The organism is Cupriavidus sp. SK-4 (assembly GCF_000611125.1).
GTDB lineage: Bacteria > Pseudomonadota > Gammaproteobacteria > Burkholderiales > Burkholderiaceae > Cupriavidus > Cupriavidus necator.
The window spans coordinates 1-14271 of record NZ_JFJW01000053.1; the positions used below are offsets into that span (position 1 = coordinate 1).

8 protein-coding genes and 1 pseudogene are annotated in these 14271 nt (G+C 58.8%); 8 read left to right on the forward strand and 1 reads right to left on the reverse strand.

The genetic code is table 11. The features are described 5' to 3' along the window. The first annotated feature begins 419 nt into the window (after nucleotides 1–419). The 8 genes from CF68_RS10230 (at nucleotide 420) to CF68_RS10260 (ending at nucleotide 14061) form a co-directional block, all read left to right on the forward strand. On the forward strand, nucleotides 420–1376 hold the full coding sequence (locus tag CF68_RS10230; protein ID WP_051591484.1) for a tripartite tricarboxylate transporter substrate binding protein: 957 nt from the start codon (nucleotides 420–422) through the stop codon (nucleotides 1374–1376). A gap of 214 nt (nucleotides 1377–1590) precedes the next feature. Continuing rightward, nucleotides 1591–2955 carry an MmgE/PrpD family protein gene (locus CF68_RS10235; RefSeq protein ID WP_035818159.1) on the forward strand — a complete coding sequence of 455 codons (1365 nt, stop codon included), beginning with the start codon at nucleotides 1591–1593 and terminating at the stop codon, nucleotides 2953–2955. Nucleotides 2956–3111: 156 nt separating this feature from the next. Beyond that, nucleotides 3112–4233, forward strand: coding sequence for a porin (locus CF68_RS10240; RefSeq protein WP_035818151.1), 1122 nt, complete (start codon nucleotides 3112–3114; stop codon nucleotides 4231–4233). Between the two features lie 330 nt (nucleotides 4234–4563). Next, on the forward strand, nucleotides 4564–7998 hold the full coding sequence (locus tag CF68_RS10245) for an adenylate/guanylate cyclase domain-containing protein (RefSeq protein WP_035818152.1): 3435 nt from the start codon (nucleotides 4564–4566) through the stop codon (nucleotides 7996–7998). Between the two features lie 332 nt (nucleotides 7999–8330). Continuing rightward, complete coding sequence (gene aceF / locus CF68_RS10250; protein WP_035818153.1) at nucleotides 8331–10001, forward strand: dihydrolipoyllysine-residue acetyltransferase; 1671 nt, start codon at nucleotides 8331–8333, stop codon at nucleotides 9999–10001. 252 nt (nucleotides 10002–10253) lie between these two features. Beyond that, the gene (gene lpdA / locus CF68_RS10255) at nucleotides 10254–12035 is read left to right on the forward strand and encodes a dihydrolipoyl dehydrogenase (RefSeq protein WP_035818154.1); all 1782 of its coding nucleotides are present in this window, start codon (nucleotides 10254–10256) and stop codon (nucleotides 12033–12035) included. Between the two features lie 766 nt (nucleotides 12036–12801). Then, nucleotides 12802–13374, forward strand: a complete 573-nt coding sequence (locus CF68_RS36180) for a hypothetical protein (RefSeq protein WP_235205729.1) — start codon at nucleotides 12802–12804, stop codon at nucleotides 13372–13374. A gap of 210 nt (nucleotides 13375–13584) precedes the next feature. Then, nucleotides 13585–14061 carry an Lrp/AsnC family transcriptional regulator gene (locus tag CF68_RS10260; protein ID WP_035818155.1) on the forward strand — a complete coding sequence of 159 codons (477 nt, stop codon included), beginning with the start codon at nucleotides 13585–13587 and terminating at the stop codon, nucleotides 14059–14061. An 83-nt stretch (nucleotides 14062–14144) separates the two neighbouring features. On the opposite strand, the pseudogene CF68_RS36185 reads toward CF68_RS10260, so the two are convergent. After that, nucleotides 14145–14243 (reverse strand): annotated as a pseudogene (locus CF68_RS36185) (transposase domain-containing protein); the annotation flags it as partial. Nucleotides 14244–14271 lie beyond the last annotated feature (28 nt).

A 14271-nucleotide genomic window follows, 5' to 3' on the forward strand; every position in this document is an offset into this window, starting at 1 on the left:
TAAATCCAATTAGTGTGAACACGCCCTAGGACGCCACTTCGGCTCGATTTGACCTCGGGGAAGTACGTACAGCCCCTTTCTTTCATTGACATGAAGGAGGGGCGCGCGTACTATTTTACATATAGGAACACTGTACCGATTATAGGAACGCGTGTCAAGCGGTTTGTTCCTGAGTCAACGGAGCTTCCTCGGACGATGGAGAGGCGCATGGATTGCTGAAAGGCATCCCTTAGTTTGAGCGGGATCCTCCGCTTAATGCGCTTCGGGCCATCGGCACACATTGCCCAAATTCCCGGGATGAGCCCGCAGAAAGGCCAGGCGACAGTCTTCTATTCAGGCCTCCGCCAGACGTTTCGGGCTTACTAAGCCAGCTGTTCAAAATAGAGCGATCCCGACACATCCACTATTAAGGAGTGAAAATGATGACCCTGTTTCGATTCATCTTTCTTTTGGTCTTCTGTTTCGCAGGAACGGCTGTCAGCGCCCAAGATCGGTACCCGAATCGGCCCGTCATGCTAATCCTTGGCTATTCAGCGGGTGGCATTGGAGACGGTATCGCTCGCCAACTCGCCCAGTTCGCTCACGACCGCCGAGGCGCCACGATTGTGGTCGATTACAAGCCTGGCGCGGCCAGCACGATTGCAACAGCAGCGACGAAGCGTGCACCGGCTGATGGCTATACGCTGTCGCTGATGAGTCCGAGCGCAATGTTCGTTGTGCCGCACTTCCAGAAATTGTCTTATGACCCGACCAAGGACTTCAGTTATCTGGGGTTGGTAATGGCGCAGCCGTATCCGATGTTTGTTCTTGCGAACAGTCCGCTCCATACATGGGCTGATGTCTTGGCTTATGCGCGTGCCAATCCCGGAAAGTTCAAATGGGGCACCGCAGGGGCTAATACTCTCGGGCAGATTCTTGTCCAATCGGCCTTCTCGCGGGAGCGAGTCGATGCCACGACGGTTCCTTACAAGGGTGGCGCGGACGCGATCTCCGGTCTGTTGGGAGGGCATATCGATGCCGTCGTATCTAGCGACTTTGGGCCACTGCTTGCCTCCGGAAAAGTTCGTCTCATTGTCGAGACGGGCGAGCTTCGCGCCCAGCCGCAAGTCCCTACCCTGAAGGATCTTGGGTATCCGCTAGCGGTTTCTCTCAAATACGGTGTAATCGGCCCGGCAGGCCTTTCGCCGGAAGTTGTGAACTGGTGGAATTCGCTCCTCAAGGAATTCTCTGAATCGGCTGCCTATAAGGAGTTTGCCCGAAAGCAATACGGTATGGCGATCTATGGCTCGTCTTCCGTCGCAACGCGCTACGTCACGGAAAACTACGCGAGCGTCGGATCCGCCATCAAGACGCTCGGATTGAAGGCTGAAAATTAAACTCTGTTGGAGACTGGTGCTGCCGTTTGTTTAGCCGGCTCGCTATCAACGAGCGGCACATACAGCGGTTGCTGACGCAGCGGGTAGAAGAACCGTCAAATCTTCGACTAGATATATTGCCATCAGCAAGGATCTCGACTAGCTCGCGACACGCAAAATAGTGACGCGGCTTGGAGTCAGTCGTCCGTCAATCACGAAAAAACAGTTGCCAATCATGGAAAGCAACAATTTCGCCGCATACCGACTTGCTGCGTATGTGGAAGATGGCTACATCGACATTCATGAGCCTGTTTTACGGGAAGCAGCTCTAAAGTGTGTCCTCGATTTGCTTGGGGCTGCAGCAGCGGGCATAGATTCCTACGTGTCCAGGGGCGCTCAAGAGCTCGTTAAAGGACAGTTCGGACCGGGTCAGTGCGCCATTTGGTTCAAAGGAGAATCGACAAGCCTAGCGGGAGCGATCCTCGCGAACTCAACCACGGCTTCCGTGCTGGATCTGGATGATGGTCACCGAGCCGCGCGTGGTCACCCCGGCGCGGCAGTCATTCCAGCCGCTCTGGCGGCCGCTGAAAGTATAGGGGCAGGAGCCGACGCGTTTCTGGGTTCGGTCGTCGCCGGGTACGAGGTTGCAGTAAGGGCGGCAGCGGCTTCGGCGCCGGCGCGGATGGGATATGGCTACGGGTCTGGCCGGTGGACCGGCTACGGCGTTGTCGCAGCGTTGGGCCGATTGTTCAAGCTTCCAGCTGACCAGATCTGTCAGGCTTTTGCCATCGCTGGGGTACAGAGCCCCAACCTGACGGCGAACGGTAGTGCGGGCTACTCGGATCTAATGGGGAACGACGTCAAGGAAGCGATCCCTTGGTCCGCGGTAACGGCGTGCGCGGCCATCGAGCTAGCGCGGCATGGACTGAGCGGACCCGCGGACATTCTGGACCACCTGCCGCATTACAACCGGGACGTTGTGCTGAGGGATTTAGGCGCCACGCATGCCATTAAAGGCATCTATTTCAAACCGTATTCCAGCTGCCGGTATGTACATCCGGCGCTTGCAGGCTTTGAGTTAGTCGTGCAGGAGAGCAAGCTTGCCGCCGAAGAGATACAGGCCGTCAGGATCTACACCTTCCAGTGGGCGCTTGATATCGACAATCGTACGGACCCGCGCAATCTGACAGAGGTCCAGTACAGCATTCCCTACTGTATTGCACTTTCGGCGCTCGCCGGAAGCGCATGCATGTTGCCCATTACCGAAGCCGTACTCGGTCGGCAAGATGTGGTCGAGTTCGCAAAGAAAGTCCAACTGGTATTGGATCCTCAGCTGGAAGCGCGCTGCCCTGGCGAGACGCTTGCTCGGGTAGTAGTTGAAGGAAGAGGACAGACCTTCGAATCGCCCGTTACACCGCCACGCGGGGAGGCGACCAATCCGATGTCTTGGGGAGACTTGGTGGACAAGTTCCGCACCGCTACGGCCGCCGTACTCCCGGAAGTCCGCCAGCGCAGTCTGGTGAACGCTGTAGAGGGTCTTGGAAGTGGGGACATTTCGCCATTGCTGGATTTACTGCAGCAGCCGCTGTCCGCCGGATAACTAACTTAAGTAGTGATTTCTGCCTTTACGAAAGGAGGCTTGGTTTATTTTTATCTTTTTGAACTCGTCTAATTGCAGCCGCTTTCTGTGGCGAACATAAGAAGTCTCGTAGAGATTTAAAAATAGTTTCCGTGCAGGAAATGAGGAGGAGTATTCGTGAAATATAAGATTGGACTATTGGTTGGTGCAACAGTTGCCGCAGGAAATGCCTACGCGCAATCTAGCGTCACCCTGTATGGTGTTATCGACGCCGCTGTTCGTTACTCGACCAATCAGCCTTCAGCCAACGGCCCCAAAACATTGGTAGCCCTCAATGAAGGTGTTTTCAATGGTGGACGCTGGGGGCTGCGCGGCACAGAAGAACTCGGAGCCGGTAACAAGGCCATCTTCGCGCTGGAAAGCGGATTTAGCTACGATACAGGAAAGAGCGGCCAACAAGGACAGTTGTTTGGTCGGCAAGCTTGGGTCGGGATGTCGAATAGCTCGTTGGGCACGGTCAAGGTAGGTCGGCAGTACGGCTCCACCTACACTTTCATCGCGCAGGTCGACCCCATCAATACTGCAAATACGGCGGAGATCAGTTGGGAGACATCGCTAATTGGCCTTCGCTACGACAACACGATCGAATACACGAATAAGTGGGGAGGTTTTGGCGTAAACGCACAATACTCGCTGGGCGAACAGGCTGGAAACGCTTCCAGGGGGCGAACCATGCAGTTTGCATCGACCTACACGGCTGGCGGGCTCGTAGTGGGTGGTGCCGGTCAACAGTCTAGAGATGCCAACGGCCGTGATCTAACGCTTTGGACCGCCGGCGGGAAGTACAAGTTCGGCGACGTTACGATGCATGGCTACTACATCGACTCGCGCCGTGACGCCGGCTTTATCGTGGGAGCTAGCGGCACCAACGCGCCGCTGGCCAACACGAGCATCGGTAGTAACGCAAATACTGCGGCAGGGCCGAATACTCAAACCTCCGAGCGCCACGATCGAGCAGGAGTGTTCGGCTTGACCTATCAGCCATCGTCCGCATGGCGCTTTGTTGCTACATACATGCGCGACAACGTCGCCGGCGCGTCAAGGGGCGCATCGGGGCTTATTCAATCGGCTTACTTTGTCGCGATGTACAGCCTGTCCGCTCGTACGGATGTCTACCTGGAAGCGGATAGGAGTTGGCTGAGCGGGGCGTCTGTGACCGATCCGAATAGCCCATTGGGTCCCTTTGCTGGCGCCAGTACTCGCACCGGCGTCGCGCTAGGGATGCGCACTCGATTCTGAGCGCCACTGAACGCTCGTTCTGGTCCCGGCCAAGCAGCAGGGTTTACTCCGCTTTACTCGACAGCATTATGTCGGCGGTGGGCTCTTGGCCCCGCTCGGAACGGCTCGCCTTCTTGTGATTTGTGCGGTACTTAGTCTAGCGTCAACTGGGGTTTGGCGGCGGGAGAGATCCAGCCGCCTTTTTTAATTTAAGGGCGCATACCGGCGCTCACCCCGCAGTATTCGGGTTGCCTGAAGTCGTAAGCGGCATTTTTGATCGCCAGTATCTTGCTCCGGACGGCTGGTGTGCTTCTATTGTTGCATGGCAAGACGAATGCGGCAGGGGGCGAGATGCGCTGCGCAAATTGCGGCTTCGAGAACCTGGCACCAAGAGATTTTTGCGAGGAGTGCGGGCATAAACTTGTTCGCGTCTGTCCGCGATGCGGCAACGAATCCGGCCCGACAGCGAAATTTTGCGGGGCATGTGGTGGCGCCTTGGATGCTCTCTTGGGAATTCCAATCCCAACGTCAACGACCACGCCCGCTGCGCCCGCTCCCGTTTTTTATACGCCGCCCCATCTCGCTGAACGAATCCTGGCCGAGCAAGCTGCGATGGAGGGCCGGGGTCAGGCCGCCGGCGAGCGCAAGACCATCACAGCACTGTTTGCCGATATAGCTGGCTCGACCGCGTTGATCCAGGACTTGGATCCGGAGGAAGCCCGCAGCCTGATTGACCCGGTTGTGGCGCTAATGATGGAGGCCGTCCATCACTATGAAGGGTACGTCGCCAAAGCTCTCGGCGACGGCATCCTTGCCCTGTTTGGCGCGCCAATTGCCCACGAAGATCATGCGCTGCGGGCGCTTTTTGCTGCACTTCGCATGCAGGAGACCATGCGCTGTCACAGCGACCGGGTCCAGCAGGACTTGGGCGTTGCGCTGCAGATCCGGGTCGGTGTTCATACCGGGGAAGTGGTGGTTCGCTCGATCCGCAAGGACGACTTGCGCACTGAGTACGACCCGGTGGGCCCCACGATTCATATCGCCGCCCGGATGGAAGGGGTCGCAACACCATCGTCCATCGTCGTCAGCGAGTCGACACACAGATTGACCGAGGGGTATTTCGAATTCAAGGCCCTGGGGCAAACGCCAATCAAGGGGGTGCGCGATCCGCTGGCGGTGTATGAAGTGCTCGGCCTGGGCGCCTTACGCACGCGACTGCAGGTGGGGGCGCACCGCGGCCTCGCGCGGTTTGTCGGTCGCGAGACCGAACTGGAGCGCCTGACTGAGGCGTTCGAACTGGCCAAGGCAGGGCAGGGCCAGATCGTTGCTGTCGTGGGCGAAGCGGGCGTCGGCAAGTCGCGCCTGTTCCATGAATTCAAGGCGTGCTCGAAGAAGGGCTGCATGGTGCTCGAAACCGTCTCGGTGTCACATGGCAAGGCATTTCCCTACCTGCCTCTGATTGACCTGCTGAAGACATACTTTCAGATCTCCGCACGGGATGATGAAAGCCTATTTGGTGAGAAGGTCAGGAGTAGGTTGTTGACGCTGGATTTGGCATTGGAAGCGCAACTACCCTATCTCCTGTATCTGCTGGGTATCAGTGAGCCCGGCTCGACTGTTTCGTCAATGGACCCCGTCGTCCGGCGCCAGCGCACTTTCGAAGCCATTGCGCTCCTGCTGTTGCGCGAGAGTTGCAAACAGCCTCTCGTGATCCTGTTCGAAGACTTGCAATGGCTGGACGCTGAAACGGAGGCGTTTCTCAGTATCCTCGTCGAACAGGTGCCGGTTGCCAAGATACTCTTGCTCGTCAATTTCCGGCCGGAGTACGCGCGTAACTGGGTCCCCAAGGTTTGTCACACCGATCTGCATCTGGAACCTCTAGAGCAAGCGGTGGCACAAGGGTTACTGACGTCATTGCTGGGGGACCACCCGTCTCTCGCGCCGGAGAAACTCCGTATCCTGACGAAGACCGAAGGCAACCCTTTCTTTATGGAAGAGGTCGTCAAGACGCTGCTCGAGGAGAACGTTTTATTGGGCCAGGCCGGAAGCTACCGGATCGAGAAGCCTCCCTTGGACCTTCATATTCCCACGACGGTGCAGGGCGTGTTGGCGGCACGGATTGATCGGCTATCTGTCGCGCAGAAGGAGTTGCTGCAGACTCTTGCGATTATCGGCAAAGAGTTTCCCTATACTCTGATTGAGTATGTTACGAAACTGCCGGAGGTAACGTTGCACTCCCTCCTGCGCGGCCTCGAAGCGGGAGACTTCATTTATGAGCGTCCCGCTTTCCCCGAGGTCGAGTACGCGTTCAAACATGCACTCACGCAGGAGGTAGCTGGTAATTCCTTGCTGACGAGTCAGCGCAGTGTTCTGCACGAGCGCACTGCCCGGGCGATTGAGGCATTGTTCCCGGGGCGGCTGAAGGACTATTGCAGCGAGTTGGCTCATCACTACAGTAAGAGCGGTAACCTCCAGAAGGCGATCGAATACCTGCAGTTGGCTGGCCAACAAGCCTTGGAGCGTTCCGCCCAACTCGATGCCATCCGTCATCTGAACGCTGCCCTCGAATTGCTCAAGTCGGTGCCGGATACTCCTGAACGCGCACGCGAGGAACTCACGATACTGCTTACCCTTGGCCCGGCTTGGGTAGCTGCACGAGGCCATGGTTCGCCAGAGGTAGAAGCGACATACATGCGTGCGCTGGCCTTGTGTGAGCAAGGTGCGAAAACACCCGAGTCGTTTTCAGCACAGTACGGGCTGTGGTCATTCTATTACTTGCGCGCACAATTCCGTACGGCTCGCGTTTTGGCGGATCGGCTGCTCGCGTTCGCGTTTGAGACAAAAGAGCCGGAGGAACTTGCGGAGGCACACCGAGTTCTTGCCACCACTGTGTTCCGTATGGGCGAGATTAAGATAGCCCGAACCCACGCGGAGCAGGCGTTGGTGCTGCATCGAGCAGGTCAGCAGTCGTACAGTCGTCTGCTGCGCTACGCACAGAATCCCGCTGTCCATATGCGTAGCACGCTGGGAAAAATACTGTGGTATTTGGGCTCGCCGGACCAAGCCCGTGTGCGCTGCGATGAGGCGATGGCGCTGGCCAGGCAGGTCGCGGATCCATTCGCGCTTGCTCTTAGTCTGATTTTCGCTGCGGACCTGCATCGATGCCGGCGGGAGGTGGAACTGTCGCAGAAGTATGCAGACGCCGCCATCGCGCTTTCAACGGACCAAGGGTACCCACTTTATCGGGCGTGGGGAACAATCCTGCGCGGAAGTGCACTCTCCGAGCATGGTAGTCATAAGGATGGAATCGACCAAATAAAGGAAGGCCTCAGCTCCTACGAAGCTACGGGGGCGATACTGGGGCGGCCGACTCTTCTAACGCTCCTCGCGGAGGCCTATGGAAAGTCTGGCCAGGCTGAGGCGGGACTTAGTGTGCTGAGTGAGGCAATCGCTCTGGTGAACACGACGGGCGAATGCTTCGATGTCCCGATGCTACTCCGACTCAAAGGGGATTTGATTCAGCTGCATTCGGGCTCCCAATTTAGCCTCTCCGCGCAGGACAAAGAAGCCGAAGCCTGTTTTCACGAAGCGATCGGCATAGCCCATCGCTATGGAGCCACATCGGTCGAGTTACAAGTTGCCATTCGCTTGGCTCGGCTATGGCAACGACAAGGCAAGGCGGATCCTGCGCGCTTGACGTTGGCGGAGGTCCATGGGCGATTCACAGAGGGGTTTGTCACTGCTGATTGGCAAGAGGCTAAAACGCTTCTGGAAGATCTCGGATAAGAGCAAGACGGATTGTCAGAACTTTCAGCTGACAACTCCGGGCTTGCGCAGCATCCTGTGCTGAGATGGTCGGCGAAGCCAACCGAATTCAGCGGCAAATATCGCAGCTAGGAACCTAAAATCGATTCGGTCAGGTAGTGAGGCCTGAAGACTGTCAGGCGTCCGCTTCTCGAGTGGCTGCGTGAGCATTGATCGAACCAAAAACAGCGTCGCGGGTTCGGCAATGGAACTGCGCGAACCTCGGGTACTGGTCCCTGCAGAAGTGGGCGCTACAGCCTTCATGGTGTGACCGAGCACTGGCCCGAGGACGGGTAATGATCACGAGAGAAAGTATGAATCAAGTTTGCGAAATTAGATTGCCCGACATCGGAGACTTCGGTGCAGTGCCCGTCATCGAAGTCCACGTGGAACCAGGAGACCAGATTAACGCGGAGGATGCGCTGGTAACTTTGGAGTCGGACAAAGCCACCATGGACGTGCCTTCACCGCAGGCCGGCGTGGTCAAGGAGGTCCGCATCAGGGTGGGCGACAGTGTGTCCGAGGGCGCGGTGCTGGTGATGCTGGAAGCGGCCGGCCAGACCGCCGCGGCCCCGGCTCCAGCTGCTGCTGCGGCACCTGCCCTGGCTCCCGCGCCTGCTGCCGCAGCACCGGTTCCGGCCTCCGCTCCGGCGGCAGCCCGTGCGGCCGGTGGCGGCACCATCGACGTGAAGGTGCCGGACATCGGCGACTATGACGCCGTCCCCGTCATTGAAGTCCACGTCAAGGCTGGCGACACGATCAACGCCGAAGATACCCTCGTGACGTTGGAATCAGACAAGGCCACTATGGACGTACCTTCGCCGCATGGCGGCGTGGTAAAGGAAGTTAAGGTCAAGGTTGGCGACAACGTGTCCGAAGGTACGCTGCTGCTGATTCTGGAAGGAGCGGATTCGCCTGCCGCTACGCCCTCAGCCGCCGCCGCTGTACCGGCACTGCCACCGGCACTTGCTGCCACGATGACACCGGCTCCGGCCCCCGCAGCTACGCAGGCTCCTATTGCTGCGCCAGCCGCCACACCAGCCGCTCCTAATGTCATCGGCAATTCCGCCCACGCCAGCCCGTCGGTGCGTAAGTTTGCACGCGAGCTGGGCGTCGACGTGTCGCGAATGGCCGGCACCGGCCCCAAGGGCCGCATTACCCAGCAGGATGTGCAGAACTACGTCAAGGGCGTGATGACCGGCCACGCCGCCGCGCCGGCCCAGGCTGCCGCGGCTGGCGGCGGCGGTGGCGAGCTCGGCCTGCTGCCGTGGCCGAAGGTCGATTTCACCCGCTTCGGCGAGGTGGAAAACAGGGCCCTGTCGCGCATCAAGAAGATTTCCGGCGCCAACCTGCACCGAAACTGGGTCATGATCCCGCACGTCACCAACCATGACGAAGCGGACATCACCGAGCTGGAAGCCTTCCGCGTGCAGCTGAACAAGGAAAACGAGAAGTCCGGCATCAAGGTGACCATGCTGGCCTTCATGATCAAGGTCACGGTTGCGGCGCTGAAGAAGTTCCCGAACTTCAATGCGTCGCTCGACGGTGACAATCTGGTGCTGAAGAAGTACTTCAACATCGGATTCGCCGCCGACACCCCGAATGGCCTGGTCGTGCCGGTGATCAAGAACGCGGACAAGAAGGGCGTGCTGGAGATCAGCCAGGAAATGAGCGAACTGGCCAAGCTGGCGCGCGACGGCAAGCTCAAGCCTGACCAGATGCAGGGCGGCTGCTTCTCCATCTCGTCGCTGGGCGGCATCGGCGGTATGTCATTTACTCCCATTATCAATGCGCCCGAAGTGGCCATCATGGGTGTGTGCAAGTCGTTCCAGAAGCCCGTTTGGGACGGCAAGCAGTTCGTGCCGCGACTGACGCTGCCGCTGTCGCTGTCGTGGGACCACCGCGTCATCGACGGCGCCGAGGCCGCGCGCTTCAACACGTACTTCGCGCAGCTGCTGGCGGATTTCCGCCGCATCCTCCTGTAAGACAACCGCGGCATGTCTTTGACGGGCATGGCCATGGCGGTCAGTCCAGAGGGGCGCGCCATGACCACCCCATGGATGCCCCGGCCATCTTCGAGCGTTGGTGTCGAGACCCGCATCGAGTTTGACAAGAGTCGGGCAGGCACGATTGAAATTACCGCGAGGGCTGCTAGAGGGCGGTGCCCCGTGGCGGCGGCAATCAATAATTACAGCGCGCACTTAGGCCACCCGGACCGCGCGCATTGAGGACCAAGAATGAGTGTGATCGAAGTCAAGGTGCCGGATATCGGCGATTTCGACCCGGTGGAAGTGATCGAGGTACTGGTCAAGGCCGGCGATACGGTCGAGACGGAGCAGTCTCTGATCGTGCTGGAGTCCGACAAGGCGAGCATGGACGTGCCGTCGTCGGCCACCGGCAAGGTGGTGGAAGTCAAGGTCAAGGTGGGCGACAAGGTCGGCCAGGGCGCGGTGATCTGCACCGTCGAGGCCCAGCAGGCCGCGGCTGCCCCGGCACCTGCGCAGGCTCCGGCTCCGACCGCCGCACCCGCGCGGGCCGCTGCGGCAGCACTGGCCCCGGTAGCCGCCACGCATAGCGGCAGTGCCGACATCCAGTGCGAAATGCTGGTGCTGGGCGCCGGCCCCGGCGGCTACTCGGCCGCCTTCCGCGCCGCCGACCTGGGCATGAACACCGTGCTGGTCGAACGCTACAGCACGCTTGGCGGCGTCTGCCTGAACGTGGGCTGCATCCCCTCCAAGGCGCTGCTGCACAACGCCGCCGTGATCGATGAAGCCAAGGCGCTGGCCGCCCACGGCATCCTGTTCGGCGAGGCCAAGATCGACCTCGACGGCCTGCGCCACTACAAGAACCAGGTGGTCGGCAAGCTGACCGGCGGCCTGGCCGGCATGGCCAAGGCGCGCAAGGTGCAGGTGGTGCGCGGCATCGGCAACTTCCTCGACCCGCACCACATGGAAGTCGAGCTGACCGAGGGCGAGGGCAAGCAGACCACCGGCAAGAAGACCGTGATCCGTTTCGAGAAGGCCATCATCGCCGCTGGCAGCCAGGCGGTGAAGCTGCCCTTCATCCCGGAAGACCCGCGCATCGTCGACTCGACCGGCGCGCTGGAGCTGCCCGAAGTGCCCAACAAGATGCTGGTCATCGGCGGCGGCATTATCGGCCTGGAAATGGCCACGGTCTACAGCACGCTGGGCGCCGAGATCGATGTCGTCGAAATGCTGCCGGGCCTGATGGGCGGCGCCGACCGCGACCTGGTCAAGGTCTGGGAAAAGAAGAACAAGGACCGTTTCGGCAAGGTCATGCTGAATACCAAGACGGTCGGGGTGGAAGCCAGGCCGGACGGCATCTACGTCAAATTCGAAGGCGAGCAGGCACCGGCCGAGGCGCAACGCTATGACCTGGTGCTGGTGTCGGTGGGCCGCTCGCCCAACGGCAAGCGCATCAGCGCCGAGAAGGCCGGCGTTGCCGTGACCGACCGCGGTTTTATCGATGTCGACAAGCAGATGCGCACCAACGTGCCGCATATCTTCGCGATCGGCGACGTCGTCGGCCAGCCGATGCTGGCACACAAGGCGGTGCATGAAGCCCACGTGGCCGCGGAAGCCGCGCATGGCGAGAAGGCGTTCTTCGATGCCAAGCAGATCCCGTCGGTGGCCTTTACCGATCCGGAAGTGGCCTGGGCCGGCCTGACCGAAGACGAGTGCAAGGCGCAGGGCATCAAGTACAGCAAGGGTGTGTTCCCGTGGGCCGCTTCGGGGCGCGCCATCGCCAACGGCCGCGACGAGGGCTTTACCAAGCTGATCTTCGACGAGGAAACGCATCGCGTGATCGGCGGCGGTATCGTCGGTACGCATGCCGGCGACCTGATCAGCGAAGTGTGCCTGGCGATCGAGATGGGCGCCGATGCGGTGGATATCGGCAAGACCATCCACCCGCACCCGACGCTGGGCGAATCGATCGGCATGGCGGCGGAGATCTACGAAGGCACGTGTACTGACGTGCCGCCGCCGCGCAGGCGCTAATTCTGCTTGGCGCAGAGGGCCCGACGGCGGTTTGAGCTCTGTGCGCGATTGGAGCCAACAAGGGAGTCGTTTGAATTGCTGAAAATGGCACGTTCCATTGCGAGCGTGGAAATCATCCTTCTTGCCCCTCCGGCCCACGCATGGCGATTGACAAACGCGGGCTTCACCTCGCCTAGCCTGAAGTTTTAGATGGAGTGCTGATTGTTTGAAAGCGGATCTGAGCGGCTCATTCTTGGTGCGGCAACCGTCTTATGGCTTGCCCACAGTTGGCATCTCAAGAGACAGCTCACCAAAGCTCGCGAGAATCTGGAGCTGGTGCTTGAGCAGTTTCCTGGCATTCGAGAATGGCTGAGACGGAACCCCGGCTGAAGCCAGAGCCTGGCGAGGCTTGGGTCAACCGGATTTTCGATAAAACGAATCGCTTTCCAGAAGACTGGACGAGCCGAGCAGCAGAACGTACTTAGGCGCTAGGATCGAGAAATGGCGAAATAAACCTGTCATTAACAGAGCGAGGTATGTCATGGCACCTCAGATGCCGCGCCCAATGGACTCGTCGCTTCCCTCGCTGATTAGCGGAGACTATCGTACCGCCAACTGCGACTTAAGCCTATACATTCGCATATCGTACCTAAGCTACCAGAGCAGCTTTTTGGCCCCGGTACTAGGATGGTCAAGCGCGGTTTCCACACCTATCATCATGCGGAGTAAAAGCGCTTTCCGCGAGCGTTCTCTTGCCTTTGCCAAACTCCACAAAGAAGTTCGGGCAATGACCGAGCGAGTACATGCTCGAGCCATCAAGCGGAGCAACGGTGATGAAGACTATATTGCTCGTGTTTCGGTTCTAATTGAGGCGCTGATCGACCGGGCAGACGCTCGCGGGCGGGTCATATGTTTTGCTTCCGCAACGGAATTTGGATTGTCACTACGCCACCAGTTGGAGCGTTGCAGACAGGCGGCAATGCAAACCGGGTCTGATTCCATCATGGTCCTCTACTGGGCAGCCGTTCGTCGTATGCATGGCCAAGGGAGTAGGGCCTCCAACAAGGCCGAGGCGAACAATTTGTCGCCAGGCAGCAGGATTGCTGAGACCGCCGCCGTAGTGGATGACTGTCTGCGGGCAGGGATTTGTCGCCTTTGCGAAGATCTCGATGTCAATTCGCGTTGTGCCAACGGTCACAACGCCCTAACTCCCATTTCAGGGAAACATATTAGCAGTGTTGGCGAGGGCTTGCTTTCCGAGGCGCAGGTATATCAATGCGTTGAGTGCAAAGTGGTCTGGACGCGGTACAAGCATCGATCAGATCCGTTTGCGATGTGGTTCATTAAACATAAACAGTAGTTTGGTTTTTATTATCAAAACGGTGCTTCGCGAGCACGACTCGGCTCGGCATTAAAATGCAATTAATCGCCAAGACGCAAAACCAACCAACATAGCTTACGCGAACGGGGGCGGATTTGCGATGGAATTCGTCAGCGGCGTGCCCGAGCTGCAGTGGGGTTGGTGCGGTTGGAAAACGCAAATTCTTAACACGACTGGTCTGGAAGAAGGATGAATCTCGATCGACTCGACGCCCGCCTCATCGCAGAAGTCCAGCGAAACAACAAGACACCTAGCGAGGCGCTTGGTGAGGCAGTCGGACTTTCTCCCACTGCTGTACAGAGAAGACTAAAGAGGTTGCGTGCCGAAGGTATCATCGAAGGAGACGTCTCGATAGTCAATCCGAAGGCGATCGGGCAGAACGTGGCGATGGTCGTGTTAGTAAGCTTGGAGCGAGAGCGCCCCGACATCGTGGATCGCTTCAAGAAGGCGATCCGTGCCGAGCCCCAAGTTATGGCTGGTTACTACGTCACGGGCGATGCAGACTTCGTGCTTATCGTCACCATGGAAGATATGGAACGATACGAGTCGTTCACTCAAAACTTCTTCATGGGAAATCCGGACATCAAGTGGTTCAAGACTATGGTCGTAATCGACCGTGTGAAAACAAGCTTCGCTCTACCGATTGATGTGGAGCGTTTCAAGTAGCTATGCGTCAGGAATACGTAAGAGGTAAGCGGCCAGCCGTCCCACCTTGCCGATCGAGAGCGGCTATGAGAGCGCGGACGCGCTCAGCGCGCGGGATGCCAGTTGTGGGGAAGCAGCTCGTCGATGCGGCTGTTCAGGTGGTTGGGCAGGCGGGTCAACACATCATTGAGGTAGGCCCACGGGAGGTGTCAGGAATTCTGTGTGCTGAGG

What these genes read in the sequence shown, in the direction of transcription:
- CF68_RS10235 (WP_035818159.1), top strand. Translation starts at nt 1,591, where the DNA reads ATGGAAAGCAACAATTTCGCCGCATACCGACTTGCTGCGTATGTGGAA.
- aceF (WP_035818153.1), top strand. Translation starts at nt 8,331, where the DNA reads ATGAATCAAGTTTGCGAAATTAGATTGCCCGACATCGGAGACTTCGGT.
- lpdA (WP_035818154.1), top strand. Translation starts at nt 10,254, where the DNA reads ATGAGTGTGATCGAAGTCAAGGTGCCGGATATCGGCGATTTCGACCCG.
- CF68_RS10230 (WP_051591484.1), top strand. Translation starts at nt 420, where the DNA reads ATGATGACCCTGTTTCGATTCATCTTTCTTTTGGTCTTCTGTTTCGCA.
- CF68_RS10260 (WP_035818155.1), top strand. Translation starts at nt 13,585, where the DNA reads ATGAATCTCGATCGACTCGACGCCCGCCTCATCGCAGAAGTCCAGCGA.
- CF68_RS36180 (WP_235205729.1), top strand. Translation starts at nt 12,802, where the DNA reads ATGACCGAGCGAGTACATGCTCGAGCCATCAAGCGGAGCAACGGTGAT.
- CF68_RS10245 (WP_035818152.1), top strand. Translation starts at nt 4,564, where the DNA reads ATGCGCTGCGCAAATTGCGGCTTCGAGAACCTGGCACCAAGAGATTTT.